Annotated in this window: 27 protein-coding genes; 14 read left to right on the top strand and 13 right to left on the bottom strand. The window is 57.0% G+C overall.

What is annotated here, in order from left to right; all coding sequences use genetic code 11:
- The first annotated feature begins 26 nt into the window (after window positions 1-26).
- The 3 genes from ACNQ0T_RS02965 (at window position 27) to ACNQ0T_RS02955 (ending at window position 3,222) form a co-directional block, all read left to right on the top strand.
- Entirely contained in the window at window positions 27-1,508 is a 1,482-nt protein-coding gene (locus tag ACNQ0T_RS02965) for a UbiD family decarboxylase (protein ID WP_063200225.1), read from the top strand.
- A 129-nt stretch (window positions 1,509-1,637) separates the two neighbouring features.
- Entirely contained in the window at window positions 1,638-1,925 is a 288-nt protein-coding gene (locus ACNQ0T_RS02960; protein ID WP_417929524.1) for a VF530 family DNA-binding protein, read from the top strand.
- A 7-nt stretch (window positions 1,926-1,932) separates the two neighbouring features.
- Window positions 1,933-3,222, top strand: coding sequence for a glycoside hydrolase family 10 protein (locus ACNQ0T_RS02955; protein ID WP_022648168.1), 1,290 nt, complete (start codon window positions 1,933-1,935; stop codon window positions 3,220-3,222).
- A gap of 38 nt (window positions 3,223-3,260) precedes the next feature.
- Here the strand turns inward: ACNQ0T_RS02955 and dsbG are convergent, their stop codons facing one another.
- The 11 genes from dsbG to ACNQ0T_RS02900 form a co-directional block, all read right to left on the bottom strand.
- On the bottom strand, window positions 3,261-4,037 hold the full coding sequence (dsbG, locus tag ACNQ0T_RS02950; RefSeq protein ID WP_045308134.1) for a thiol:disulfide interchange protein DsbG: 777 nt from the start codon (window positions 4,035-4,037) through the stop codon (window positions 3,261-3,263).
- 41 nt (window positions 4,038-4,078) lie between these two features.
- Complete coding sequence (locus ACNQ0T_RS02945) at window positions 4,079-4,636, bottom strand: RNA polymerase sigma factor (RefSeq protein WP_173651615.1); 558 nt, start codon at window positions 4,634-4,636, stop codon at window positions 4,079-4,081.
- 5 nt (window positions 4,637-4,641) lie between these two features.
- Entirely contained in the window at window positions 4,642-5,055 is a 414-nt protein-coding gene (locus tag ACNQ0T_RS02940; RefSeq protein WP_045622692.1) for a hypothetical protein, read from the bottom strand.
- A gap of 191 nt (window positions 5,056-5,246) precedes the next feature.
- Window positions 5,247-6,797 (bottom strand): methyl-accepting chemotaxis protein, encoded by a 1,551-nt coding sequence (locus ACNQ0T_RS02935; protein ID WP_417929523.1) that lies wholly within the window; start codon window positions 6,795-6,797, stop codon window positions 5,247-5,249.
- Between the two features lie 95 nt (window positions 6,798-6,892).
- Window positions 6,893-7,909, bottom strand: a complete 1,017-nt coding sequence (locus ACNQ0T_RS02930; protein ID WP_017693400.1) for a LacI family DNA-binding transcriptional regulator — start codon at window positions 7,907-7,909, stop codon at window positions 6,893-6,895.
- A gap of 28 nt (window positions 7,910-7,937) precedes the next feature.
- A complete protein-coding gene (locus tag ACNQ0T_RS02925; RefSeq protein WP_417929521.1) occupies window positions 7,938-9,344 on the bottom strand; it encodes a sucrose-6-phosphate hydrolase in 1,407 nt (468 codons plus the stop codon).
- Window positions 9,344-10,714 carry a sucrose-specific PTS transporter subunit IIBC gene (locus tag ACNQ0T_RS02920; RefSeq protein ID WP_038416083.1) on the bottom strand — a complete coding sequence of 457 codons (1,371 nt, stop codon included), beginning with the start codon at window positions 10,712-10,714 and terminating at the stop codon, window positions 9,344-9,346. Before ACNQ0T_RS02920 ends, ACNQ0T_RS02925 begins: the two co-directional genes overlap by 1 nt.
- Before the next feature lie 66 nt (window positions 10,715-10,780).
- On the bottom strand, window positions 10,781-12,298 hold the full coding sequence (locus ACNQ0T_RS02915) for a carbohydrate porin (RefSeq protein ID WP_063147301.1): 1,518 nt from the start codon (window positions 12,296-12,298) through the stop codon (window positions 10,781-10,783).
- Between the two features lie 171 nt (window positions 12,299-12,469).
- Window positions 12,470-13,366 (bottom strand): aminoimidazole riboside kinase, encoded by an 897-nt coding sequence (locus ACNQ0T_RS02910; RefSeq protein ID WP_417929520.1) that lies wholly within the window; start codon window positions 13,364-13,366, stop codon window positions 12,470-12,472.
- Window positions 13,367-13,454: 88 nt separating this feature from the next.
- The gene (locus tag ACNQ0T_RS02905) at window positions 13,455-14,666 is read right to left on the bottom strand and encodes a diguanylate phosphodiesterase (protein ID WP_063147299.1); all 1,212 of its coding nucleotides are present in this window, start codon (window positions 14,664-14,666) and stop codon (window positions 13,455-13,457) included.
- A 66-nt stretch (window positions 14,667-14,732) separates the two neighbouring features.
- The gene (locus ACNQ0T_RS02900) at window positions 14,733-16,229 is read right to left on the bottom strand and encodes an alpha/beta hydrolase (RefSeq protein WP_063147298.1); all 1,497 of its coding nucleotides are present in this window, start codon (window positions 16,227-16,229) and stop codon (window positions 14,733-14,735) included.
- A 267-nt stretch (window positions 16,230-16,496) separates the two neighbouring features.
- On the opposite strand from ACNQ0T_RS02900, the gene ACNQ0T_RS02895 reads away from it, so the two are divergent.
- Genes ACNQ0T_RS02895 through ACNQ0T_RS02865 form a run of 7 tightly spaced genes read left to right on the top strand, consistent with a single transcriptional unit; the run spans window position 16,497 to window position 23,325 of the window.
- On the top strand, window positions 16,497-17,351 hold the full coding sequence (locus ACNQ0T_RS02895) for a MurR/RpiR family transcriptional regulator (protein WP_063147297.1): 855 nt from the start codon (window positions 16,497-16,499) through the stop codon (window positions 17,349-17,351).
- Between the two features lie 12 nt (window positions 17,352-17,363).
- Window positions 17,364-17,936: a D-alanyl-D-alanine dipeptidase gene (gene ddpX / locus ACNQ0T_RS02890; RefSeq protein ID WP_022648182.1), complete on the top strand. Its 573-nt coding sequence runs from the start codon at window positions 17,364-17,366 to the stop codon at window positions 17,934-17,936.
- A gap of 15 nt (window positions 17,937-17,951) precedes the next feature.
- The gene (locus ACNQ0T_RS02885) at window positions 17,952-19,484 is read left to right on the top strand and encodes an ABC transporter substrate-binding protein (protein ID WP_063147296.1); all 1,533 of its coding nucleotides are present in this window, start codon (window positions 17,952-17,954) and stop codon (window positions 19,482-19,484) included.
- A gap of 23 nt (window positions 19,485-19,507) precedes the next feature.
- Window positions 19,508-20,530: an ABC transporter permease gene (locus ACNQ0T_RS02880; protein ID WP_003857077.1), complete on the top strand. Its 1,023-nt coding sequence runs from the start codon at window positions 19,508-19,510 to the stop codon at window positions 20,528-20,530.
- Window positions 20,527-21,423 carry a D,D-dipeptide ABC transporter permease gene (ddpC, locus tag ACNQ0T_RS02875; protein ID WP_022648185.1) on the top strand — a complete coding sequence of 299 codons (897 nt, stop codon included), beginning with the start codon at window positions 20,527-20,529 and terminating at the stop codon, window positions 21,421-21,423. The genes ACNQ0T_RS02880 and ddpC overlap by 4 nt, the downstream gene beginning before the upstream one ends.
- Window positions 21,420-22,406 (top strand): ABC transporter ATP-binding protein, encoded by a 987-nt coding sequence (locus ACNQ0T_RS02870; RefSeq protein ID WP_063137770.1) that lies wholly within the window; start codon window positions 21,420-21,422, stop codon window positions 22,404-22,406. The genes ddpC and ACNQ0T_RS02870 overlap by 4 nt, the downstream gene beginning before the upstream one ends.
- A complete protein-coding gene (locus tag ACNQ0T_RS02865) occupies window positions 22,399-23,325 on the top strand; it encodes an oligopeptide/dipeptide ABC transporter ATP-binding protein (RefSeq protein ID WP_063147295.1) in 927 nt (308 codons plus the stop codon). Before ACNQ0T_RS02870 ends, ACNQ0T_RS02865 begins: the two co-directional genes overlap by 8 nt.
- A 30-nt stretch (window positions 23,326-23,355) precedes the next feature.
- Here the strand turns inward: ACNQ0T_RS02865 and ACNQ0T_RS02860 are convergent, their stop codons facing one another.
- Together ACNQ0T_RS02860 and ACNQ0T_RS02855 are read right to left on the bottom strand one after the other, a co-directional pair.
- Window positions 23,356-23,784: an OsmC family protein gene (locus tag ACNQ0T_RS02860; RefSeq protein ID WP_003857069.1), complete on the bottom strand. Its 429-nt coding sequence runs from the start codon at window positions 23,782-23,784 to the stop codon at window positions 23,356-23,358.
- Window positions 23,785-23,853: 69 nt separating this feature from the next.
- A complete protein-coding gene (locus ACNQ0T_RS02855) occupies window positions 23,854-24,741 on the bottom strand; it encodes a LysR family transcriptional regulator (RefSeq protein ID WP_074136308.1) in 888 nt (295 codons plus the stop codon).
- 111 nt (window positions 24,742-24,852) lie between these two features.
- Here ACNQ0T_RS02855 and ACNQ0T_RS02850 point away from each other — a divergent pair, with 111 nt between their 5' ends.
- The 4 genes from ACNQ0T_RS02850 to sra all read left to right on the top strand — a co-directional run bounded on the left by ACNQ0T_RS02850 (window position 24,853) and on the right by sra (window position 26,867).
- A complete protein-coding gene (locus ACNQ0T_RS02850; RefSeq protein ID WP_063147293.1) occupies window positions 24,853-25,704 on the top strand; it encodes a Vmh family MBL fold metallo-hydrolase in 852 nt (283 codons plus the stop codon).
- A 51-nt stretch (window positions 25,705-25,755) separates the two neighbouring features.
- On the top strand, window positions 25,756-26,277 hold the full coding sequence (locus tag ACNQ0T_RS02845) for a VOC family protein (protein ID WP_063147292.1): 522 nt from the start codon (window positions 25,756-25,758) through the stop codon (window positions 26,275-26,277).
- A gap of 141 nt (window positions 26,278-26,418) precedes the next feature.
- Window positions 26,419-26,634, top strand: a complete 216-nt coding sequence (gene bdm / locus ACNQ0T_RS02840; protein WP_022648192.1) for a biofilm-dependent modulation protein — start codon at window positions 26,419-26,421, stop codon at window positions 26,632-26,634.
- Between the two features lie 95 nt (window positions 26,635-26,729).
- The gene (gene sra, locus ACNQ0T_RS02835; protein ID WP_023300167.1) at window positions 26,730-26,867 is read left to right on the top strand and encodes a stationary-phase-induced ribosome-associated protein; all 138 of its coding nucleotides are present in this window, start codon (window positions 26,730-26,732) and stop codon (window positions 26,865-26,867) included.
- The last annotated feature ends 84 nt before the right edge of the window (window positions 26,868-26,951 follow it).

Here is a 26,951-nt window from a genome sequence, read left to right as displayed (position 1 = left end):
GGATGCAATCATCCGAGGGGGAAAATATGGAAAACCACATCAACGATCTCAGAAGTGCTATCGAACTGCTCAAACGCCATGAAGGTCAATACCTTGAAACCAACCATCCGGTCGATCCTGACGCGGAGCTGGCGGGTGTGTACCGGCATATTGGTGCTGGCGGCACGGTAAAACGTCCGACGCGCATCGGCCCGGCCATGATGTTTAACGCTATTAAGGGGTATCCCGACTCCCGTATTCTGGTCGGTATGCACGCCAGCCGCGAGCGGGCGGCGCTCCTGTTGGGCTGCGAGCCCTCTGAACTGGCAAAACATGTCGGCCAGGCGGTGAAAAACCCGATTGCTCCCGTTGTGGTCCCGGCGGCCCAGGCGCCGTGTCAGGAGCAGGTGTTTTATGCCGACGATCCGGACTTCGATCTGCGTAAATTGCTTCCGGCACCGACCAACACGCCGATAGATGCCGGTCCGTTCTTCTGTCTGGGGCTGGTGCTGGCAAGCGATCCGGAAGACGCCTCGCTGACCGATGTCACTATTCACCGTCTTTGCGTTCAGGAGCGCGATGAGCTCTCCATGTTCCTTGCCGCGGGCCGCCATATTGAAGTGTTCCGTAAGAAAGCCGAAGAGGCGGGCAAACCCTTGCCGGTCACGATCAATATGGGTCTCGATCCCGCTATCTATATTGGCGCCTGTTTCGAAGCCCCTACCACGCCCTTCGGCTACAACGAGCTGGGTGTCGCCGGCGCGTTACGTCAGGCCCCCGTCGAGCTGGTGCAGGGTGTGGCCGTACAGGAAAAAGCGATTGCGCGTGCGGAAATAATCATCGAAGGCGAACTGCTGCCGGGCGTGCGCGTAGAAGAAGATCAGCATACCCACACCGGGCACGCGATGCCGGAATTTCCCGGCTACTGCGGGGAGGCTAACCCCTCCTTACCGGTAATCAAAGTGAAGGCCGTCACGATGCGTCATCAGGCGATCCTGCAAACCCTGGTAGGACCGGGCGAAGAGCACACCACGCTGGCCGGTTTGCCAACGGAGGCCAGCATCCGGAATGCGGTGGAAGAAGCCATCCCCGGTTTCCTGCAAAACGTCTATGCGCATACCGCTGGCGGGGGCAAATTCCTTGGGGTATTGCAGGTTAAAAAACGCCAGCCTTCTGACGAAGGGCGTCAGGGTCAGGCGGCCCTCATCGCGTTAGCCACCTATTCCGAGCTTAAAAATATTATTCTCGTCGACGAAGACGTGGATATTTTCGACAGCGACGACATTTTGTGGGCGATGACGACCCGTATGCAGGGCGATGTCAGTATCACCCATCTGCCGGGGATCCGCGGTCACCAGCTCGATCCGTCTCAGGCGCCGGACTACAGTCCCTCCATTCGTGGCAACGGGATCACCTGCAAAACGATTTTCGACTGTACGGTGCCCTGGGCGCTGAAGTCCCGCTTTGAGCGTGCACCCTTTATGGAGGTAGACCCGACGCCGTGGGCACCTGAACTGTTTAAAAAATAGTATTAACCGGAAATCCTCTTCACCCTTTACGGGTGAAGAACCTCACGCTGAAATTGCCGCGTCCCCTGCTTTCTTGTAACCTTTGAGCGTTTATCACATCCCCATAAAAAATGAGACTACCGGACGCCTATGACAGCACATATTTCCAACGATCCTTTGCATGGCGTAACGCTTGAAATGCAGGTTAACGCGCTGATTGCGCGATATGGCTGGAATGAACTGGGCAACCGAATCAAAATCAACTGTTTTCGCAAGGACCCGAGTGTTAAATCGAGTCTGAAGTTCCTGCGCCGGACCCCATGGGCGCGGGCGGAAGTTGAAGCCCTCTACCTCGACTCCCTTCACGATGACGGTAACGAGGAACAGGACGAACCGGCGTTTAATCCCTGGACGGATGGCCGGACACCCAGGAGCTAACACGCAAATGATGCGACACGTAAAACGGACTGGCGCGCTGCTTGGCTGCGCGCTTTTACTGGTAAGTTGCACTTCCAAACCACCCAAATCACTCGTTACCCCGCTGCCGCAGGCGAAACCTGTACAGCAGACTAACGAACCCATGCGCGGGATCTGGCTGGCGACCGTCTCCCGTCTCGACTGGCCCCCCGTGTCATCAGTGAATGGCCGCAGCGCGGACCAGCGTATCGCCCAGCAACAGAAGGCGCTGACGGACAAGCTCGATAAGCTGAAAAAGCTTGGGATCAACACCGTCTTCTTTCAGGTAAAACCGGACAGTACGGCGCTGTGGGCCTCTGAAATACTGCCATGGTCAGATACCCTGACCGGGACTATCGGGGAAGACCCCGGTTACGATCCGCTCCAGTTTATGCTGGATGAAGCGCACAAGCGCGGGATGAAGGTTCACGCCTGGTTCAACCCTTACCGCGTCTCCACCAACACGAAGCCCTCGACCATCGCCGCGCTTAACCGTACCTCGTCGCTTCATCCCTCCAGCGTCTATGTCCAGCATCCGGAGTGGATCCGCACCTCGGGGGATCGTTTTGTTCTCGACCCGGGCATTCCCGAGGTGCGGGACTGGATAACCCAGGTGGTGATGGAAGTGGTGAATCGCTACCCTGTCGACGGCGTTCAGTTCGATGACTATTTTTACACCGAGACGCCGGGCTCAACCCTGAACGATGCCTGGACCTTCAGGCGCTACGGCGAGGGATTTGCGTCGAAAGCTGACTGGCGTCGGCACAATACGCAGCAGCTGATTGTGCAGGTATCAAGGGCGATCAAGCAGGCAAAGCCTGAGGTTGAATTTGGCGTCAGCCCGGCGGGTGTATGGCGCAACCGCTCCTTCGACCCGGCAGGATCGGACACACGCGGTGCCGCAGCCTACGATGAATCCTACGCTGACACGCGAAAATGGGTACAGCAGGGTTTACTGGATTACATTGCGCCGCAGATCTACTGGCCCTTCGCCCGCGACGCGGCACGATACGATGTGCTGACAAAATGGTGGGCTGACGTGGTGAAACCGACCCATACCCGCCTGTATATCGGGATCGCGTTCTACAAAGTGGGCGCGCCTTCCAGAAACGAACCGGACTGGACGGTGAACGGCGGCGTACCGGAGCTGAAAAAACAGCTCGACCTCAACGATTCACTGCCAGACGTAAAAGGCACCATCCTGTTCCGTGAAGACTATCTTAACCAGCCGCAGACGCAGGAGGCCGTAAATTACCTCCGGGGGCGCTGGGGTAGTTGACTGACAAAAGGCAGAAACGTCCTGTTTCTGCCTTTTTTTTACGGCTTCGGCCCGAACATCGCCTCAAGCTGTTTTGCGTCTGGCATGCCCACGACCTGCTGCAGTTCGTTTTGCTCATTCAGGTAATAAATAGCCGGTGTGGCATTTGCGCCGAGACTGTCCATAAGCGTCTGGTGATTTTGCAGGATCTCAACGGTTTCCCGCGAAGCCACCCCTTCAGGTTTAGGCAGCTTTTTACCGCCGGACAGCTCGTACTCTTTCCAGGCCGACACCGGATCTTTGGCATTCAGGATCGCGGAGGCGTTACGCCCGCTGTTCGGGTTAAGAAACGCAACCAGCAGCGTGTTGAGCTGGACCTTGCCGGCCTTCACCCACGGCTGCGCTTCAGCCCAGAACTGCTTGCAGTACGGGCAGAACGGGTCGGCAAAAACAAAGACTTTGCGCGGGGCGCTCTCCGCGCCCTCTTTCAGCGGATGCGCCGCATTGAGCTTTTTCCACATCTCGCGGCCCATCGGGGCGTAGATCTCTTTCTGGAAAAAGGCCTCGCTGAGGTTGGTTCCCTTCTCATCATACAGATAGCCAGACACCACGTGCTTTCCGTCAGGGGTCAGAAAGAGCGTCACGCCCATGTCCTGATACTGCCCCAGCCACGCTGGCGCGCCGCCGGGGGCATCAATTTTCTTAATGATTTTGATATCCTGCTGCTCACTGAAGTGCTTTACCACATCCGGAAGCGACTCCTCTGCCCTGACCAGCCCTGAAAACAGCAGAGCAGAGAGTAACAGCATCTTTTTCTTTGCTAACAGTTGAAGCATAACGACCCCTCTAAGATATTGTTTTTCAGAGTGGTCGAACTTTATTGCCCTGTCAACGCTTCATAAATATCCTTGAGGCGACTACGCAAAAATCGCACAGCTTTGTGTTTGCGGGATAATAACGCCTGCACGCTGTCGCCCGTTTCCTCCGCCAGCACCTTCATGGTGTATCCCTCAAATTCCGTTTTTTCAAACACCTCGCGCTGTGGTGGCGGCAGTTCCGACAGGGCTTGCCCCAACTCTTCCCACAGCAGCATGTTGAGATACTCCTCCTCCGGCGTTTGCGGTACGCCGAATAACGTTTCTGCAATCTCCTGCTCCGGAAAGTCCTCATCATCTGCCGTCAGGTACCCCGGTAGTGAAACCTCATGCTTTTTTCGCGCCCGGTCGATCATCTCATTCCGCGCGGCGCGAAACAGCCAGGCGGCGACGTTCTCCACCGGTTGTTCCACTTTCATCAACTGCCAGGTCACTTCCTGAAGAATATCATCGACATCATCACGAACCGCAGTCCGTCCGCGAATGAAGGCTTTTAGCCGTGCGCGGCAGGCATTGAGTGCCGAGATCAGTAATGATTCCCCCGCCTCACCGGCTTTCATATCGCTCACTCGGCTTCCGGCGCTTTCGCAGCGTTATCATCTCGCTTCTCATCCCGGTCATCGTGCCACCGGCAATGACCATGACGCCCAAATCCCGCCCGACGCTGCTGAATGAAGGCCTCACGTTGTTCGGGGGTCATATTCATCCATTGTGCGTGCATACGGCGGTGTGCACCGAACATGCCTGGACGAAAACCCAGCCCACCGAAAAGAATGCGGCTCAGCAGCAGGATCCCCAGCGCCTGCCAGAAGCCAATGGCTTTAACCCCCAGGATGGCCGGGAGCAACGCGTTCCACAGGGACATGACCAGCAGGCCAAGCACCACGAACAGGACTGCGCCTATCACGATGCCCTTGTACATACGATGGCGGCCCAAACCACGTCCGTGACCTTTTCCGTGCATATCAAAATTTCTCATGTGAACCTCGTTTATGTTGAATGATTATGGTCTCTGATGAGGTAGACGGATGAGGAACAGAAATATTGCCGGGGAAAGATAAAATTTATGTGATAGCGGCTTTGTACGGATAACAGTAATGGCTGAAGGAGATTGTGCAGCGGCTGAATGCAGACATTAAAAAGGCTCCAACAGGAGCCTTCCTCATTTAATCACGCAATTGCCGGCAGACGAAAACTCGAAATACTCTGCGACAGCTGCTGCGCCTGCTCCTCCAGCGAGGCCGCGGCTGCGGCGGATTGCTGCACCAGCGCCGCGTTCTGCTGGGTCACACCGTCCATCTCCGTTACGGCCTGCCCAACCTGACCAATTCCACGGCTCTGCTCTTCTGAGGCAACCGAAATCTGTTCCATCAGCGTATGCACTTTATTCACAGAGCTGATAATAGAATCAATCACCTCTCCCGAACGATTCACCAGTTCCGCACCGTTTTTCACGCTGGAAACAGACTGGGCGATAAGGCTTTCGATATCCTTCGCCGCCACCGCGCTTTTCTGGGCCAGGGTGCGCACTTCACTTGCCACCACGGCAAATCCTCGCCCCTGCGTACCGGCACGCGCCGCTTCAACGGCCGCGTTCAGCGCCAGAATATTAGTCTGGAAAGCAATACTGTTGATGACGCTGGTGATGTCCTCAATACGCTTCGAGTTGGACGCGATAGTATTCATCGTTTCGATGACTTCACGGGTTACCGCTTCACCGGTATGGGCATTTTTCACGGCATCCTGCACCAGCTTACCGGCCTGGAACACGTTATCGGTGTTATTCGCCACCGTCGCGCTCAGCTCTTCCATGCTGGCGGCCGTCTGGGTAAGGGCAGAAGCCTGTTGCTCGGTACGGGAGGCCAGGTCGATATTGCCGGAGGCAATTTCCTGCGCCGCATGCGTTACGGTGTGGCTGGCATCGCGCACCTGAGAAATGGTGGAGAGCAGCGCCTGGCGCATCTGCTCCATCGAGGACATCAGGTGATCGATTTCATTCCCGGAATCACGCTTGATCGGTACCGGTACGTCCAGCTTCCCGGCCGCAATCTGTCGACAGTGCTCGCGCGCCAGGTTCACTGGCGCAAAGACCACGCGTTTCATCAGCAGGCTGACGACGAAGATCACCACCACGAACAGCACCGCAATGCAGGCGATAATAACCAGACCCGACACAAAATTATGGCTCGCATCCTCGTTAAGTGTTTTGGCGTACTTCTGGTGAACGGAGAGAACCTGATCGAGCACAATTTCATATTGGCGATCGAGTTGAGACACCACGGGAATAAGAGCGTTGAACCGCGACACATCGTGAGCGGCGGCAGCGGCAATCAGCGGTGCCAGTCCCTGGTTACGGTAATTTTGCCACGCTTGCTGGTAGGCAGTGACCAGCGGGGCTTCGTCCTGCAAACGCGGCGAGGCCATAAACGCCGAAAATGCACTATCGGCTTTGGTCAGCGCCTCTTTAACCGAGGCCAGTTTCGCAGGCGAGTCGGTGGCGTCCCCCGCTTCCACCATTTTTACATACTCCATAACCCTGACGCGCAGGGTTCGGCTATGGTTAATGGGATCAATAATGGACAGGACCACCTGAATTTCTTTGTTCACATTATCCAGCGAAGTATTACTTTTAATGATGAGCCCAACGCTGGTGATGGTGCTGGCCACAAAGAAGAAAAGCAGGGAAAACAGGATAATCAGGGATGATTTTTTCAACGACATAACACACCTCAGGGATATAATTTCCCTTTGGTTATCGGCTGAATCCGATCTTTAATTAATTAAAGTTATTGATATATCCGTCAGACGTTACCCTGTCACTCCACGGCCTTGTATCGCCGTTGCAGTGTGGCATCCAGTTTACGCTGGATTGGCTCCGGCGTTTCCCCTTCAATCAGTTTGCCAATCAGATCAAAGCAGTGCCAGGCGAGCTGGCGGTTATCCTGACGAACGGTATCGACAGGAATGGTCAGAGAATCATAGAGATAATGATCGTCAAAGCTGGCCAGACGCATATCGCTTTGCAGCAGATTATGTTGCCCCATATAGCGTAACACCCCTTCCAGCAGACCGCAGGCGGCGGTAAAAAGGGCTTTTGGCGGGCGGCCCAGGCGCGCGCAAAGTTCGGCAAACATTTCGTAGCCGGAGCTGGGATGGTAATTACCATGAATAATCCACTCCGGACGTAGCTCGACGCCAGCGTCACGCAGCCCCTGCTTAAACCCTTCCAGACGGTCACGCGTCGGGGAAAGCCGCGGCTGGCCGCCGAGGAAGTAGAACTCATCCGGATGCTGGCGCGCAATGTCGGCCACCAGCGTGGCGGTCGGGGTAATTGAATCGGTGAGGACCAGCGGCAGAGAACTGTCGTTCATATGACGGTCAAAGAGCACAACGGGCAACTGCTCGCTCAGCTTTTGATAATCCGCGTCGTTGAGCATGCTGGAGGCGACAATCAGCCCGTCCACCTGGCGGGCCACCATGTTATTGACCACCACCGTCTCCTGGCCCGGATTTTCATCGCTACAGGAGATCAGCAGCTGAACACCCGCCTCGCGGCAGAGGGTCTCCAGCTCATGAGAAAAAACGGCAAACCCGTAGTTGGTGATTTCCGGCACCACCAGACCAATGGTGTGGCTGCGGTTGTCCCGCAGCGAACGGGCGTGAATACTGGGCTGATAATGATGTTCTTTGGCAATCGCCAGCACACGCTCGCGTGTCTCCTCCGCCACCCGAAGCTCTTTGCTGCGGCCGTTCAGAACCAGACTGGCTGTGGCTTTTGATACCCCCGCCAGCTCCGCGATATCTTTAATGGTGACGCGTTTTGTTTTTCTCACAACGACTTAGATCCGGCTGCCAAAACCCCTATTCTATCATGCAGCTGCGCAGCGACCAGTAGCGTAATGTGATGTCGGACGCACCTTCGAAGCGAACCTGGGCCGGATGGTCAGGAAAATAGCGGCTGCTCATGATGCCTTCACCGTGATTGATGAAAATTTCGACGCTGGAACGGTCACACAGCACGCGTAAATGATGAACAGAGCCCTGCCAGTAGCGGGTCAACGTCTCTCCGGTTTCCAGGCTGGCGCGTTCCAGACGGATCCCCGCATCATCCACAATCAGCCGCAACGCGCCGGCAAAATCCACGTTTACGCACGATGCGCTCAGTTCGAACTCAAGACGGGTTCCCTTCAGCACCGGGGCATCGCTGGCGCGTCCCTGCCAGTGATGTTCATCCTCGCGCAGCGTTTCCAGCTCACGGACCGGCGTTTGCCAGAGCTTACCGTCGCGGTAGCGCAGCTCGCGCGGACAGGTCATCTGGTGGATCCAGCCGTGCCCTCGTGTAGGCTGGAGCATCTCTTCGCCGTCCGGCACGCCCATCCAGCCGATGAGGATGCGGCGGCCGTCTTCTGCCACCGTGGTTTGCGGCGCGTAAAATTCGAAACCGGCATCAAGCTCATGCAATTCGTCGTGCGCAAATGCAGGCGTTTGATAATCAAATGCCCCACTCATCCAGACGGACGGATAGGTGTTGAGATAGCGATGCGGTTCGCGCGCCAGCCCCTGTGGGCAGCAGATCAAGACGTGTGTGCCATCAAGCGCAAACAGATCCGGGCACTCCCACATATAGCCCGCGTCCGTGAGTCCATTGACGCCGTGACCGGCGATTTCGCCGCAGGACGCCCAGGTGTGCAAATCGGCTGACGTAAACAGCAGCACCTTGCCGCGCTTATGCTGATCCTGCGCCCCGAGCACCATGTACCACTGCCCGTCATGGCGCCACACTTTCGGGTCGCGGACGTGCCCGGTATACCCGTCCGGCAGGGGCAACACCGGTCCCAGTTTGGCAAACGTGCCGTCGTCATTTTGCACCGCCAGACACTGCCAGGCGGTGCGGCCGCCATCGTCAAACTTAACGTTGCCGGTATAGCACAGGGTCAGCACGCCGTTGTTATCCACGGCGCTGCCGGAGTAACAGCCATTGCGGTCATACTCTTCGTCAGGCATCAGCGCCATTGGCTCGTGCTGCCAGTGCACCAGATCTGCTGAGCTCCAGTGTCCCCAGCACTTGTAGCGATGATCGCAGCCCAGCGGGTTCCACTGATAAAACAGATGGTAACGTCCGGCAAACCAGATAAAGCCGTTCGGATCGTTCATCAGCCCCGTCACCGGCGCAGGATGCCACTGCGGATAGTGGCTGTCCGCTTGCGCACGCGGCTGGCCTTGCATAACGGCCTGCAACACGGCAGGCCAGCGGGAAGGTAAGGTCATTATTCAGAGTCCGTCTTATATTTCAGCAGCAGAGAGACGGTGAACGCCACGCCAAAGGCAATCACCATGCCGATAATATAGTTGAGCAGCGAGCTGGCCTGAACGATCGCCATACCGGGAAGCGCCGTCAGACCAACGGCGGTCATGTAGACATGCACCGACACTACCCAGGCCCCGCCCGCTGCGCCACCGATCAGGGCCGCGATAAACGGCTTCACGAAACGCAGGTTGATGCCAAAAATTGCCGCTTCGGTGATGCCCAGCATCGCGGAAAACGCCGACGGTAAGGTAATGGCTTTGATTTTGGCATCGCGGGTTTTGAACCACACCGCCAGACACGCCCCGCCCTGCGCCACGTTCGCCATCGCCCAGATCGGCAGCAGGAAGTTCACGCCAATCGACGGGTTACCCAACAGTCCGGCCTCAATAGCGTGGAAGCTGTGGTGAATGCCGGTAATGACAATCACCGAATAGAGCCCACCAAACAACAGCCCGGCCAGCCAGCCCGCGTGGGCAATCAGGGTGCTAAGAATAAAGGAGATCCCGTCGCCCAGCGCGCGTCCCGCCGGGCCAATAATCAACAGCGCGATAAAGCCGGAGATAATGACGGTCAGGAACGGCGTCAGGATCAGATCTAACGCATCCGGGATCGCCCGGCGAAGCTGTTTTTCCACAATGCTCATAAACCACACTGCCAGCAGCACCGGGAAGACGGTTCCCTGATAGCCAATCATGGCGATTTCAAGACCGAAGAAGTTCATGGTGTGGAAGCCGGATGCTACGCCCCAGGCGTTGGTCAGCGCCGGATGAGTCAGGATGCCGCCGAGCGTTGCGCCCAGATACGGGTTGCCGCCAAACTCCCGCGCGGCGGTGAAGCCAATCAGGATCGGCAGAATAATAAACGCCGCCGAGCTGCACATATCCAGCATGATATAGAGCGCGTTATCCGGATTAACCCAGCCGTAGGTTTTAACCATCCCGAGCAGGCCCATCAGCAGACCCGAGGCCACGATCGCCGGAATAATCGGCACGAAGATGTTGGAGAGCAGACGCGCGATGCGCTGGAACGGGTTAAGCTTGCGGGCTGCAATATCCGCCGCTTCCGATTTACTGGACTCGCTAATCCCTGCCGCCTGAATAAACGCGGTGTAAACCTTATTCACCACCCCTGTGCCGAAGATCACCTGCATCTGCCCGGCATTTCGAAAACAGCCTTTCACGCCTTCAACCTTGCCGATAGCCTGCTGGTCGGCAAGCGCATCATCGACCAGCACCAGACGAAGGCGCGTGGCGCAATGTGCCGCGCTGGCAATGTTCTCTTTGCCACCGAGCAGCGGAATCAGCTCGCGCGCAATATGATTAAAATCCATAGATACCTCTTCCTGACCTCTTTTTATGATGTTCGAAACGCCCCCGCAATGCGGGAGCGTGAAGGGTTAAAACCAGGTTTCCATCTGCACCCCAAAGTTCCATTCCCCACCCGCATTGAAGCCGCTGCTGCCAAAGGCGTCATCGCTGGCGTAGTTATCCAGCTTGCTGCTCCAGTCCATCCAGGTGGCGAACAGGCGCAGCTCCGGACGGCTGAAGAAATCGCCAATCTTGCCCGCCTTTAACGTCGGGGCAAAGGTTAGCTTGTAGAAGCTACCGTTAACCGCATTGCGATCCTTGTAGCCTTCCGGGTTTAAATCCATGTATTGATAACTGCCCTCGAACGCGAGGGCGAAATTCTGGGTCACCTCTTTGATCAGACGCGTATTGAGCGTGACCCACTCATAGCTGTCGCCCTTCACGTAGCGGTCCTTACTGCTTTGCGCCAGCACGGCGGGCGCAATGTGCCAGCCACCGCCCAGCGGCGTGACACCGTAACTTGCAAAACGCCAGGTATCGGCTTCTGACAGCAATGCGCCGTCTGCACCAATGCTTTTCACCTCGGCCCCCAGACCGTGGCCGTAAAGCAGCGCCGTTTTGGCGGAACCTTCCCGCAGGCCGTAGAAGCTCTCGTTATGCAGACCAACCAGCGCATGTACCCCGTTATTGGCCGCGTCGGTTTTAATCGGATCGCCGTTGCTGTCCTTACGGTCGTCATTATCTTTTGCCCGTAAGCCGCTGACCATCAACTGCACCGGCCCGGCGAAGTGGTTCATGCTTAAGATGTAGTTCTGGACGTTGTTGTCGATCTCCTCTTCGCTGCCGAAGTTACGGCCATAAAGGGAGAAGTTACTGCGCAGCGTATCGTTCCACTTCACGTCATAGACGCCGCCGCCGGTCCCGGCGAGAAATACCACGTCGGAATCCAGCCAGTGAATGTCGAAGTTGTCGCGGTCAAAACGCTTACCCGCCCAGAAGGTGCTGCCTTTCAGCGCGCCGGTAACGTCCGGCAAAGTGCCCAGCTCGGCAAAGGCCTGACGAATGTTCAGGTCGCTGCTGTCTGCCGACCAGTCGTTATAGGTTTTCTGACCGTCGGCCAGCATCGCCTTAAAGCGCGTCGTCGCGCCATTTTCCAGCGTCTGTTTGTGCTCAACATTCAGCTCAACGTAGGTATCCGCTTCGTTCCCCAGACGCCCGATGGCCCCACCCGTTTCCCCGGCGGGTGTCAGATAAGGACCGCTTTTGCTGCTGGAGGCAGCGTCGTTCATCAGCAGCCCGGAACGGGCGTAACCGTGAAACTCAAAACCGCCTGTCCGATCGGCTTTCTCTTCCAGCGCAGTGGTACGTTGCGCCACCGCCTGTGTGGAGGTTTGCGCTTCCTGCTGCGCAGCCACCAGTTGCTGCGTTTTCTGTTCCGCTGCCGTGGCGCGTTTTTCAGCAACCTGCGCACGGGTTTCCGCCTCCTGCAAACGCTGCTCCAGCGCTGCCAGGCGCGCTTCGATACGGGTCATATCCGTCTGGGCAAAAACAGAGGTACAGCCGGCCAGCATGCCTATCATCACGGCAAGTCTGCGTTTTTTATACATTTTGTCGCATCCCTAATAACTATCGGTAAAAGTGCTAAATTGCTAAACCGGTTTAGGCTGATGATACTAAACCGTTGAATTTTGAATCGGCAACGTTTTTTGCTAAACCGTTTTAGTAAGTGTGATCGAGGCGACAATTCAGGCCGCCGACCGGAGGCCTGGAGAGGTGAATTACAGTTCGTGATGATAAGGCAGCGCGGTCATTGCCCCTTTTGCGGTTGTCGCCAGCGCTCCGCAGCGCTGCGCTAACGTGATGACCTCTGAGAGACGGGCCTGGCCATGACGTGCCAGACCGAACAGCAGCCCGGCGACGAAAGCATCCCCCGCACCGGTGGTATCAATGCATTCCACGGTTGATGCAGGATAGTGCGTCAACGCGCCTCCCTGCCAGGCGGTCACGCCCTCTTTTCCCTGCGTCACCAGCACCAGCCTGGCCGGACAGGTGCGCATCAGCGCCGCCAGCCCCTCATGGACCTGCGCATTTCCGGTCAAGAACGCCAGCTCTTCCACCGAGATTTTCACCACATCTGCACAGGCTAATGCCCGCTCAAGACACTGGCGCAGCTCGACTTCATCGTGCCAGAGATCGGCGCGGATATTGGGGTCAAAGCTGACGAAACCGCCCGCCTGTCTGATAGCGGCCATCGCCTGAAACGTCGCGGAACGGCTGGGTTCGGCGCTAAGCGCGATAGAGCAGACGTGCAGCCACTCCCCGGCGCGGAATGGCGGGAGATCGGCGGCGTCAAGGAACAGATCAGCACTCGGGCGAACCATAAAGGTAAATGAACGTTCCCCGTCGTCATCGAGATCCACCACCACCGTGGAGGTGCGATGCCGCGGATCCCGTCTCAGCCATTCTGTATTAACCTGCTCATCCGCAAGCGTTTTTTGCATAAAACGCCCGAAGGGGTCGTCGCCCACCCGGCCTATAAAGGCGCTTCTGCCTCCCAGACGCGCTACCCCTACCGCAACGTTGGCCGGTGCGCCGCCAGGACATTGCAGCAGTTTGCCCTCTCCGTCGGGCAACAGATCCACCACTGCATCGCCAAGTACCCAGATCGTCTCCATATCACCTTCTTAGCTAAATAATGTTAAACCGGTTTAGCTATTTAAGCACAGGCAGGGTGTCGGGGAAATATGGCGAGGGACAATTTGCTTAACCCACCCGATGGGGCCAGTGAATATCACCCACGCCATTGAGCTGCGGGCGGGCGAACAAAAAGCCCTGGAAGCGGCGAATACCGGCGGATTCAAGCCAGCACCACTCTTCTATCTTCTCAATGCCTTCTGCGACCAGCGTAATCTCCAGATCGGTGCAGCAGCTGATTATCGACTTCACAATCGCCTGCTTGGGCCCGCTCAGGTGGATATCGCTGACGATCTCTCTGTCGATTTTGAGCTTATCCGGCTGGAACCGCGTGAGCAGTGAAAGACCAGCATAGCCGGAACCAAAATCATCTATCGCCAGCCCAACCCCTTCCGCGCGCAGCTGTTTAATGGCGCTGTTAAACTGGTTGAAGCCAGATATCATCTCGTTCTCAGTGACTTCAATGATCACCTGCTCTGGCTGTAGATTGTGCTTTTTGATCTGCGTTACCAGGAACTCTACCGCGCCCGGCACGTTAACCAGCGACATTGGCAGCAGGTTCACCGCCAGTTTGTGGCTGCCGATGCCGAGCTTTTGCGCCAGCGCAAAGGTCCAGGCTTTGGTTTGCAGGTCGACTTCGTAAATCTGTTCACGATCGAGACTATGGAAGAAATGCTCCGGGCTGCCGCCGTCGTTTCCGCGTATAAGCGCTTCGAGAGAACTGATTTTGCCTTCGGACGGCTCGACAATGGGTTGCAGCGCAAACTGGCAGGGCTGTCCCGCCAGCAGACCTAACCCTTTACCAAACGGCGCGCGCTCTCGCGAAAGCGTCCATTTATCAGGCTCATAGTCCGAAGCGGGTGGGATAGCGGTTTTGCCGGTGATAAAGGTCTGAATAAATTTGAAGACCCGATCCTCAGAAGTCAGATAGCTTTCCAGCTTGCTGTAATGCAGAACCGACGCCAGAACCGCTTTCGGGGTCTGAACATCCAGGTCAAACAGCAGCATTCCCACGTCTTCGAAACGTCTGCGCGGGCCGTAATCGCGCATCAGCTCCACCACGCCGGTATGCCGGTCATCCGCACGGATGGTGTTAAAAAGCGCGACGACGTTCTGTTCCGTGCCTTCGAGAATTTGCAGAACGTCACGTCCACTGGAGAGAAGAATGCCTGAGATGCCCTGCTCCGTATTACGGATCCTGGCCTTTTCAACCAGCGCGCTTAACGCTGCGGAGGTGCAGGTTAAGCTCAGCTGGCTTCGATAAATGAGAGTTGTCAGCACAGAAACGGGGTCCGGTATGGGGTATACGCCTGAACGGTACTGTTTAACATAGTTCCCTGTGGTGGCCTAGTCTATTCCACTTCGGGGTTGATTCTCCCCGAGACGGCTGTCGATCCGCGTCTGCATATAGTCGTAGAAAGGATTCGACGTTACGCGCATTAACGCATCTTTACCGACGCTCAGAACTGAGGTTTCTCCCCACAGGGCTATCGTCCCGAGACTGATTCCATAGCGGTTTTTCACCTCAGGATGGCGGCCATACAGATCGTCTTCAGGCGGGAACGGAATGGCAATATGCGACAGGGAATAAACCTCCTGCGGATACGAGACCGACAGCGGCGTCACCGTTTCCCGGGTGCTGCCCGCAGGCGTTGTCTTTGCCACCATATCAAACCTGTCAGGGCTGGCATTGGTCACGATTGTGACACTGTAACGTCTTTTCGCCTCGGGCAGCAGGTCAGCCACCGCCGTCCAGGATGATGGCCTGAACAGTGGACGGAAACTCCCGGCCTGATTGATGTCAAATACCACCAGTTCGCTGCCATTTGCCGGAAGCTGGTCAAACAGCCCGCTGACTACGGCGCGGGTACTGACCGTTGAATCCATGACCGACTGAAACGCCAGTACCGGCGGGAGCTGCGTTAGTTTGTGATCATGAACATCGCGGTTTATCTGCTCATGCAGAGCCCGGGTAAGCAGCCAGGACTGACGTGCCGCATTCACCGGGAACGAATTGTATTTATAAGGATTATATTCCGGCGAAATGTTGAGCCACGCGGCTTTGGCAAACGCCGGTAACATAGCCGGTAGCCCGGCGAATCCGGCAAAGCGCGCAAACGCCGTGACGCCAATCATCGGTGAGAGCAAAACGATCTGCTGAGGTTTACGCAGTTCAGGCGCATCAAGGGCGTCGAGGGCGTATTTCATCGCCAGCGCCCCGCCGTTGGAATAGCCCACCAGGTGCAGGGGGAGATCGTTCCCTGTCAGGCGTGTTGCTTCACGAACCGCAAGGCGCGTAGCTGCCAGCCACGCCTCCCAGTCAACGTCTGTCAACGCGCCCGGCGCCGTGCCGTGTCCGGGCAAACGAGGCACTACGGCCACAAAGCCGTGCTTTTGATAATTCACAGCCAGACGCCTGACGCTGTAGGGCGAATCCGTCAGACCGTGCAACAACACTACCGCCCCGCGCGGCTTTCCGGCAGGCATCAGCACAAACGACCGGTTTGCATCCGGAGTAAAGTGTCCTGGCCACACCAGGCTCTGACGGTAATAGCGGTTCAGCGGCGTGCGCTCTGCGGGGGTGACTTTCGCCGTCACCTCAGCATCAAGAGCGGTGAAGATGGCGTTTTCCCGCGCGACATAAGCTGCGAAGGTCGCGTTATCCATCTCCTGCACGGACATTTCGTCAGCCCGCCATGTATGCCAGTGATGCAGGGCCGGCCCCTGCTGCGAAAGATAAACCCGCACCGCCAGCAGAACGAGCACAATGATCCCGATGACCATCGCTATTTTTTTTGCGAGAGCCATCAGGCGCACGCTGACCCGCCAGGGCAAATTCGCCATGTAAGGCTCCCTCTCTTATCCACAGAGCTTTCATCTTACCAAAAAATGTGAAGAGGCTGTCGTATTCACCAAATAGATATCGCTCAGGCCGGACACTGCACCAAAAGTGAACTACGCTGCACAAATGTTGAGCATCTGTTAAACAAATATTGCATTAACTTTGCTGCACAGCGCGTTTTCGCCGCAATGTGAACATGGCACGCGTCCTGCATTGTTAATCCGATAACAGAAACCCGGCCTTTGACAGCCAGTTAACAGCGAGGCGGTATGACGACCAAACCTGAGGTGTTAAGCCGTATCGAAGCGACCTTCAGCCAGCTCACCCCGAGCGAAAAGCGGGTGGCAAGCTGGATGCTGGCGCACGTCGGACAGATCCCTTTTGAAACGGCTGAGAGCGTGGCGCTGGCCACGGCCACCAGCGGGATCACCGTCGGACGCTTTCTGCGCAAGCTGGGCTATCGCAACCTTGATGACGCCAAAAAAAGCCTGCGCGCTCCCCATCAGCCCTGGGGCATAAACGAGCGTCTGGACTCCTGGAAACAGCAACAGCCGCTGTCGGATCGCCTTCAGCACTCCCTGTCGCTGGAGGTGGACGCCATTGCCCATGTCTACCAGCTGGCGCAAAGCGAAACGTTCAGGCAGGTGGTCCAGCAACTTTCCCATGCCGACGCCGTCTTCGTGCTGGGGATCCAGTCCACGCGCGGGATCGCCAATGCGTTCTTCAGCCATCTGGAGTATCTGCGCCCGCGGGTAAGCTATTCCGAAGGGCTCTCCGGTAGCTGGGTGGAGTCGCTTAACTCCGGCTTTGCTAACCCGTATATCGTGCTGACCGATACCCGCGCCTACTCCGCCATTGCCCGCCAGTACTGCCGCGTGGCGAGCGAAAAAGGCCTGGCGATGGCGCTGATCACCGATATCTGGTGCCCGTGGGCGCGGGATTACCCGATTGATTTACTCCAGGTGAAGACCGATACCGGCCATTTCTGGGACTCGCTGGCGCCGGTGAGCTGTCTGTTCAACCTGCTGCTGTCGGGCGTTGTGGCGGCGCTGGGGGAAGCGCTGCCGGAACGTCTGGCAATCAACCGACAACTACAACAAGAATTTGGTCAATTTGAACGCTAAAGGAGCGGAGCTATGCCTGAAGAGAGTCAACTGATTGATGTGGCGAAAACTTTTCCCACGCTGCATATCGATCTGAAATACGCGACCGCCGATAACATTACCGGCCGCCCGATCTATCAGCACGCCGCGTGCCTGCTGCACACGGATGCCGCCACCGCGCTGGCGAAATCGATCAGTATCGCCGCGCTGGCCGGTCTGAAGCTGGTGGTCTACGACGCCTATCGCCCGCAGCAGGCACAGGCGCAACTCTGGGATGCCTGCCCCAATCCGGAATACGTGGTGGATGTCGCGATTGGCTCGAACCACAGCCGGGGCACTGCCATTGACGTCACGCTGATGGATGAACACGACAACGTGCTGGATATGGGCGCCGGGTTTGACGAAATGCACGACCGTTCTCATGCCTGGCACCCTTCCGTTCCGCCCGAGGCGCAGCGAAATCGTCTGCTCCTGAACGCCGTTATGTACGGCGGCGGTTTTGTGGGCATCAGCAGCGAGTGGTGGCATTTCGAGCTGCCGAACGCCGCCAGCTATCCGCTGTTAGATGACCAGTTCGCCTGTTATCCGACCACACACTCACTGTAATTCTGGAGCCCGGCCATGAAAACAACGCTGCTTACTACCCTGATTGCCGCTACGCTCGCCCTGAGCACCCTTCCCGCTCTGGCGGCGGTGCCAAAAGATATGCTGGTGATAGGGAAAGCTGCCGATCCGCAAACGCTGGATCCGGCGGTCACTATCGATAACAACGACTGGACGGTGACCTACCCCTCGTACCAGCGTCTGGTGAAATACAAGCCTGGCACCACGGAGGTGGAAGGCGATCTGTCGACGGGCTGGAAGGCGTCAGACGACCAGAAAGTGTGGACGTTCACCCTGGCAGATAATGCAAAATTCGCCGACGGCACGCCGGTGACCGCCGAAGCGGTCAAGCTGTCGTTTGAACGTCTGCTTAAAATCAACCAGGGACCTTCCGAAGCGTTCCCGAAAGATTTGAAAGTGGACGTGGTGGATGAGCATACGGTGAAATTCACCCTCAGCCAGCCGTTTGCCCCGTTCCTCTACACGCTGGCCAATGACGGCGCGTCGATCGTCAACCCGGCGGTGCTGAAGGCCAATGCCGCCGACGACGCACGCGGTTTCCTGGCGCAAAACACCGCGGGTTCCGGACCGTTTATGCTAAAAAGCTGGCGGAAAGGTCAACAGCTGGTGATGGTGCCCAACCCACACTGGCCAGGTGAAAAGCCGCACTTTAAGCGCGTCTCGGTGAAGATTATCGGTGAAAGCGCCTCGCGTCGCCTGCAACTTTCCCGTGGCGATCTGGATATCGCCGACGCCCTGCCGGTGGATCAGCTTGCTGCTCTGAAGCAGGAAGGCAAAGTGGCCGTGGCGGAATACCCGTCCCTGCGGGTGACCTACCTCTATCTGAACAACAGTAAGCCTCCAATGAATCAGGTGGATTTGCGCCGCGCGGTCTCCTGGGCGACCGATTACCAGGGGATGGTGAAAGGCATTCTCAGCGGGAACGGCAAGCAGATGCGCGGCCCGATCCCGGAGGGCATGTGGGGCTTCGATGCGAACGCCATGCGGTACAACTTTGACGAGGCCAAAGCCAAAGCGGCGCTGGAGAAAGTCAAAGATAAACCTGCCAGCCTGACGTTCCTCTACTCCGATAACGACCCGAACTGGGAGCCTATCGCCCTCTCCACGCAGGCGAGCCTCGGCAAGCTGGGGATTAACGTCAAGCTCGAGAAACTGGCGAACGCCACCATGCGCGACCGCGTCGGCAAAGGTGATTATGACATTGCGATTGGTAACTGGAGCCCGGACTTCGCTGACCCGTACATGTTCATGAACTACTGGTTCGAATCGGACAAAAAAGGGCTGCCGGGTAACCGCTCATTCTATGAGAACAAAGAGGTCGATGCGCTGTTGCAGGCGGCACTGAAAACCACCGATCAGGCGGAACGCACCAAAGATTACCAGCAGGCGCAGAAAGTGGTGATTGACGAGGCGGCTTACGTTTATCTGTTCCAGAAGAACTACCAGCTGGCGATGAACAAAGAGGTCAAAGGCTTCACCTTTAATCCGATGCTTGAGCAGGTTTTTAACATCGCCACCATGAGTAAGTAACGGCCCACGCCGGGGGGAAGTGTATGACGTTCTGGAGCATTGTGCGCCAGCGCTGCTGGGGGTTAATCCTGGTGGTGGCCGGTGTCTGTATTATTACTTTTATTATTTCACACCTGATCCCCGGCGATCCGGCCCGCCTGCTGGCCGGTGATCGCGCCAGCGATGAAATCGTGCAGGGCATCCGCCAGCAGCTGGGGCTGGATCAACCACTCTATATTCAGTTTGGCCGCTACGTTGAGGCGCTGGCACATGGCGATCTGGGCACGTCTATTCGCACCGGTCGCCCCGTTGCGGAAGATTTGAAAGCTTTTTTCCCCGCCACGCTGGAGCTTGCCTTTTGCTCCCTGCTGCTGGCGCTGGTGATTGGCGTGCCGCTGGGTATTTTATCGGCGGTGTACCGTAACCGCTGGCTGGATCACCTGGTGCGACTGATGGCGATGACGGGCATCTCGACGCCTGCCTTCTGGCTGGGACTGGGAGTTATCGTTCTGTTCTACGGTCAACTGCAAATTCTGCCCGGCGGCGGCAGGCTGGACGACTGGCTCGATCCGCCCGCCCACGTTACCGGTTTTTATCTGCTGGACGCTCTGCTGGAAGGCAACGGCGAGGTGTTTTTCAACGCCCTGCAGCACCTGATTTTACCCTCCCTGACCCTGGCCTTCGTGCATCTGGGTATTGTGGCGCGTCAGGTACGTTCCGCGATGCTGGAGCAACTGAGCGAGGATTATATTCGTACCGCCCGCGCGAGCGGGTTGCCGGGCTGGTACATCGTCCTGCGCTACGCCTTACCCAACGCCATGATCCCCTCCATTACCGTGCTCGGGCTGGCGCTGGGCGATCTGCTGTACGGGGCGGTGCTTACCGAAACCGTGTTTGCCTGGCCGGGAATGGGGGCCTGGGTGGTGACCTCCATTCAGGCGCTGGACTTCCCCGCCGTCATGGGCTTCGCGGTCGTGGTATCGCTGGCCTATGTCTTCGTCAATCTGGTGGTGGATCTGCTGTATCTGTGGATCGACCCGCGAATTGGGCGCGGAGGTGCCGAATGATGTTAACTCAGGAAACGCCCGTCCCTGTCAGCACCGCTAAACAGCGCATCAACTGGGCAAAGCTGTTCTGGATGTTACGCAAAAGCCCGCTCACGCTGATCGGCGGGGTCATTATGATCGTGATGCTGCTGATGATGGTGGTCTCGCCGTGGATAGTCCCGCACGATCCGAACGCGCTGGATCTGACCGCGCGCTTGCAGGCACCGTCAGCCCAGCACTGGTTCGGCACCGATGAGGTGGGCCGGGATCTGTTCAGCCGCGTGCTGGTGGGCAGCCAGCAGTCCATCACAGCGGGGCTGGCGGTGGTGGTGATTGCGGGCGGCATCGGTTCGCTGCTCGGCTGTTTGTCCGGCGTACTTGGCGGGCGCGGCGACGCCATCATTATGCGCATCATGGACATTATGCTCTCCATCCCCTCGCTGGTGCTGACGATGGCCCTGGCCGCCGCGCTCGGCCCAAGCCTGTTTAACGCGATGCTGGCGATTGCGATTGTACGCATTCCGTTTTACGTGCGGCTGGCACGCGGGCAAACGCTGGTGGTGCGCCAGTTCACCTACGTGCTGGCCGCCCGCACCTTTGGCGCATCGCGCTGGCACCTGATCAGCTGGCATATCCTGCGTAACGCCCTGCCGCCGCTGATCGTACAAGCGTCGCTGGATATCGGCAGCGCCATTCTGATGGCCGCCACGCTGGGCTTTATTGGATTAGGCGCGCAGCAGCCGACCGCCGAATGGGGGGCAATGGTGGCCGTGGGGCGTAACTACGTGCTTGACCAGTGGTGGTACTGCGCGTTTCCGGGGGCGGCAATTCTGATCACGGCGGTTGGCTTTAATCTGTTTGGCGATGGTCTTCGCGACCTGCTGGATCCCAAATCAGGAGGGAAGCAGTCATGAGTGATTCCGTATTATCGATTGAAGATTTGCACCTGAGCTTCCCCATTTTTCGCGGTGACGTCCACGCGCTCAACCACGTCTCGCTGGAGATTGGCCGGGGTGAAATTGTCGGCGTGGTGGGCGAATCCGGCTCGGGAAAATCGGTCACCGCGATGCTGGCGATGCGCCTGCTGCCGGAAGGCAGTTACCATGTTCACCATGGCCGGGTCACGCTGCTCGGGGAAGATGTGCTGAACGCGTCGGAAAAACAGCTTCGTCAGTGGCGCGGCGCCAGGGTGGCGATGATTTTTCAGGAGCCGATGACGGCGCTTAACCCCACGCGCCGGATTGGCAGGCAGATGGTGGAGGTGATCCGCCAGCATCAGTCGCTTTCCCGCCGCGACGCGCAGCAGAAGGCGATCTCCCTGCTGGGCGAGATGCAAATCCCGGATGCGGCGCAGGTAATGGATCGCTATCCGTTTGAGCTTTCCGGCGGTATGCGCCAGCGGGTCATGATCGCCCTTGCCTTCTCCTGCGAGCCGGAGCTGATCATCGCTGATGAACCCACTACCGCGCTGGATGTGACCGTCCAGCTTCAGGTGCTGCGTCTGCTGAAACATAAAGCGCGCGCCAGCGGAACGTCGGTGCTGTTTATCAGTCACGATATGGCGGTGGTGTCGCAGCTTTGTGACCGGATGTACGTTATGTACGCGGGCAGCGTGATCGAAAGCGGCAGCACGCAGACCTTGATCCACCATCCTGTGCACCCCTATTCGATTGGCCTGCTGCGGTGTGCCCCGGAAAATGGTGAACCGCGCGAGATCCTCCCGGCCATTCCCGGCACGGTACCTAACCTCAGCCACCTCCCGCGCGGATGTGCTTTTCGCGAACGCTGTTTTGCTGCCGGGGCGAAATGCAGCGAAACGCCGCGCTTAATTTCCACGGGCGCAGAAGGCCAGCAGGCTGCCTGCTGGTACCCACAACAGGAGAGACGCCATGTCTGAGGTACTGCTGGAACTGGATAGCGTGCATGTGAATTTTCCTGCGCGCAAAAACTGGCTGGGGCGCGTGACGGAACAGGTACACGCCCTTAACGGCATGGATCTCCGGATCCATCGCGGCGAAACGCTGGGCGTTGTGGGGGAATCCGGCTGTGGAAAGAGCACGCTGGCGCAGCTGCTGATGGGCATGCTCAAACCGAGTACCGGTGCCTGTCAGCGCGCGAATGCGGCGGGTGGTATGCAGATGGTATTTCAGGACCCGCTCTCGTCCCTTGATCCACGTTTACCCGTCTGGCGCACCATCACCGAGCCGGTGTGGATACAGCAACGTCGCAGCGAACGGGAGCGTCGTCAGTTGGCTGAAACGCTGGCGCAGCAGGTTGGGATTCGAGCGGAATATCTTGACCGTCTGCCGCATGCGTTTTCGGGCGGACAGCGCCAGCGAATCGCTATTGCCCGGGCGCTATCTTCGGATCCGGACATCATCGTGCTGGATGAACCCACCAGCGCGCTGGATATTTCCGTCCAGGCACAGATCCTCAATTTGCTGGTTGCCCTGCAACAGCAGCGAAATCTGACCTACGTGCTAATCTCGCACAACGTCTCGGTGGTCCGGCACATGAGCGACCGGGTGGCGGTAATGTATCTGGGGCAAATCGTGGAACTGGGTCCGGCGAACCAGGTGCTGGGTCAGCCGCGCCATCCGTATACGCAGCTGCTGCTTGACTCCGTTCCCCGGACCGGAGAACCGCTGGATGAGGATCTGGCGTTGCGAAAAACCGATCTTCCGGGTAATCGCCACCTGCCCGTTGGGTGCTATTTCCGCGACCGCTGTTCGCTGGCGACGCAGGGATGTGAACAGCCGCAACAACTCCAGCCCTCTTCCGCAAGCCGAAACGTGCGCTGCTGGCGTAACCGTTAAAAATGAGCCGGGCATGCGCCCGGCCCGATATCAGTTCAGTTTGTAATCCAGCGTGATTTCCGCTTTCAACAGCTGCGAGACCGGGCAACCGGCCTTGGCTTTCTGGATAATGCCGTCGAACTGCTGCGGATCGATACCCGGTACCGTCACCTTGCTTTGCAGCGCGACTTTGCTGATGGCAAAACCGCTGTCGGTTTTATCCAGCGAGACATCCGCCGTGGTATCGATGGAATCGGCGGTATAACCCGCTTCGCCCAGCATTAGCGACAGGGCCATAGAGAAACATGCCGCGTGCGCTGCGCCAATCAGCTCTTCCGGGTTAGTCCCTTTCTCGCCCTCGAAGCGGGTGTTAAAGCCGTAAGGTTGCTGGTTAAGGACGCCACTTTCGGTCGATACCGTCCCTTTGCCGCGTTTGATGTCGCCAGACCAGTGTGCTGAACCGTGCTTATGAATCGTCATTCTTGCTCTCCTTTTGGCTTACAAAGGGATAAGTATAGGACGCATAATCTATTTTGCAGGGAAGACAGACTAGTCCGATCGCGTGGCAAGGTGGTTTGCCAGCGCGTCGAGGAACACACGCTGCGCCGCAGGCTGATAGTCTCGCGACTGATAAATACCAAAAATGCCGATCGGTTTTGGCGTATAGGCGCTGAGCACCGGCACCAGGCTTCCCTGCCGTAGCGCCGCGTCGGCCTCGCGCTCGGGCAGCATGGCAATACCACAGTGATTTATCGCCGCCTCCATCAGCAGAGATGAGATGCTGGCGCTGAGATTGCCGCTGACCGCCGTCGTGACCGGCTCCCCTGCCGGCGTAAAAAAACGCCACGACTGACCGGCAAAAAAGCTGTAATGCAGGCAGTTGTGCCGGGCTAAGTCTTCCAGCTCCTCTGGAACGCCCCGACTTACAAGGTAGTGCGGCGAGGCGCAAAGCACGGACCGACACTCTCCCAACCGGCGAGCGATCATACCCGGTTCGGGGTTATCGGTGATGCGGATCGCCACGTCAATTCGCTCGCCCACCAGGCTCACCGGATGGTTGTTAACATCCAGCTCAATGCGCAGTTGAGGGTAACGCTGCAACAGATCGGGCAGCACCGGAGCGATAATCTGCATCGCGGTAAAATGCGCGCAGGCGACACGAAGCGTGCCTGAGGGTAAATCCTTCACTGACTGATCTTCAATTTCCTGAGAAATTTGCGATAGCTTGCGCGTCTTTTGCAGGACTTTCTCCCCCGCCGCCGTCAGCGTCAGCTTGCGGGTGGAGCGGTTAACCAGCCGCGCCCCGGCCCACTTCTCCATCTGCTCCAGATAACGGCTCACCATGGGACGGGAAATCCCCAGCGCCCGCGCCGCCGCGCTTAAACTCCCCAGCTCACAGATGCGGTTGTACACCTGGGCGGCAATAACGCGATCCATTTTGACCTCCATTTGCTCGATCTACGAAACTAAGCATCTCCTGTTTCAGGAATTCTGGCAAATGAAGAGATCCGTACAATAGAGACTTTCCTGAAGAACAGAGACCTGACCATGACAATCGCCCGCCTTGCTTTGCTGACAACCCTTTTCACTCCGGCCGTCTTTGCCGCGCCGTTGGCCGTTGATACGTATAACCCGCAGGAAAAAGGCATTTTTGCCGTTTCTTCCACGCTGGTATCTGGTCCGGTAGAGGCGGTACTGTTTGACGCCCAGTTCAGCGTGAAAGATGGCGAAGCGCTGGTAGAAAAAATTCGCCACAGCGGTAAAACGCTGAACAAAATCGTGATCACTTCCGGCGATCCGGATTTCTATTTCGGCCTGCAACCGCTGATGAAAGCCTTCCCTAATGCCAAAGTTGTCGCCACGCAACAGGTGGTGGACCATATCAGGGCCACAAAAGACGCGAAGCTCGCCTTCTGGGGGCCACAGATGAAAGATGGCGCGCCGACGCAGCTCTACGTGCCGCAAGTGCTTGCCTCAACCACCTTTATGATTGACGGTGAGAGAGTAAGCATTGAAGAGCCTGAAAGCTATGCGGCGTACGTCTGGATCCCATCCGCCAAAACCATCCTCGGCGGCACGGGCGTCTCATGGGGCATTCACGTCTGGACCGCGGATACCCAAACGCCGGAAAGCCATAAACAGTGGCAGCAGACGCTGGATAGCATGGCTGCCCTAAAGCCCGAACGCGTTATTCCGGGCCACTACCTTGGGACACCGCCAGCGGGTACCGGCGCTATCGACTTTACCCGTCGCTATCTACAGCAGTTTGAACAGGCTCTCACGACACATAAAGCGTCTACCGACGTCATCATCGCGATGAAAAAACAGTGGCCGAACCTTGCGGAAGAAAGTTCGCTCGAACTGAGTGCCAAAGTGAATACCGGCGAAATGAAGTGGTAATAGCCTGATTATCTCCTGCTATATTTAAATTTTTTATAGCAGGAGTTTACTATGCAATCATCAGTAAGGGGTATTGACCATATCGGTATTACGGTGCCCGACATTGAAAAAGCCACCCTATTTTTTGAACGCGCTTTCGGCGCACAGGTTTTATATCATTCTGTCGATGCAGAAACCGATAATATCGATCAGCCCGCCCAGCAGCACACCTTAAAATTATTTCCCGGCACTAAAATTCATGCCATTCGCATGCTTGTTATGCCGCACGGACCCGGCATAGAACTTTTCGAAATGCATGGCCCTGAACAGGGAATGCCCGCTCGCGCCAGCGACTTTGGACTTCAGCATTTTGCTGTTTATGTTGATAATTTTGATAGTGCCATCGCGGCTTTCACCGCCGCCGGCGGTGAGATGTTCACCGCGCCGAAGCCGCTTAGCTTTCCGGATGAGCAAGGTGAAGGCAATGCTTTCTGCTATGGTCAAACCCCCTGGGGCAGCATTGTGGAATTGATCTCCTGGCCGACGCCCATGCCTTATGAAAAAACGACAAATTTACGCCGCTGGAAACCCTGAGTTTTATTTCTGTGCTACGGGAGATGTTATTTTTAATTCCAGGACGAATCTGAACCACAACGGCAAAAATATTTGCCAATCTGAATGTGAATTACGATTTTGCACGCCGTAACATTAAACAGACAACGACACGGAGGCAGCATGTTTACTTATTACCCGGCACATACCACAGCAGCACAACCGGAACTTGTTAACGCGATCGCACAAGGTCTTCACGCCGAGCACGGTGTTGTTACTGAAGATGACATTTTGATGGAACTGACCAAGTGGGTGGAAGCCACGGACAATGACATCCTCAGTGACATCTACCAGCAAACCATCAACTATGTGGTTAGTGGGCGAAACGCACCTCTGTAAAAACCTGCTAAGCTGGATCTGCAACCTAAGGGGTTACATTTCGTTTGCGTAAGCAAGCTTGTCCTTAAAACTATCAACAGGATTGAGGAGTTAACATGAAATCGAACCGTCAGGCACGCCATATTCTGGGACTGAACTACAAGCTCTCTAACCAGCGTAAAGTGGTTATTGAGGAGGGGAGCGAAACGCAGGTTACCCACGCTACCGGCAGAAAACGCCCTTCCGGCAAGTAAGTTCCGGCACGATATTCACAACACCATCGGTAATCCCGATGGTGTTTTTGTTTATGTGTTGCGGTAATTAATATTCAGCTCCTT

Source organism: Enterobacter cloacae complex sp.6700776 (assembly GCF_048284255.1).
Classification (GTDB): Bacteria; Pseudomonadota; Gammaproteobacteria; order Enterobacterales; family Enterobacteriaceae; genus Enterobacter; species Enterobacter intestinihominis.
Note: the sequence above shows the minus strand (reverse complement) of the source record. Positions and strands in the feature narration are given on the sequence as shown.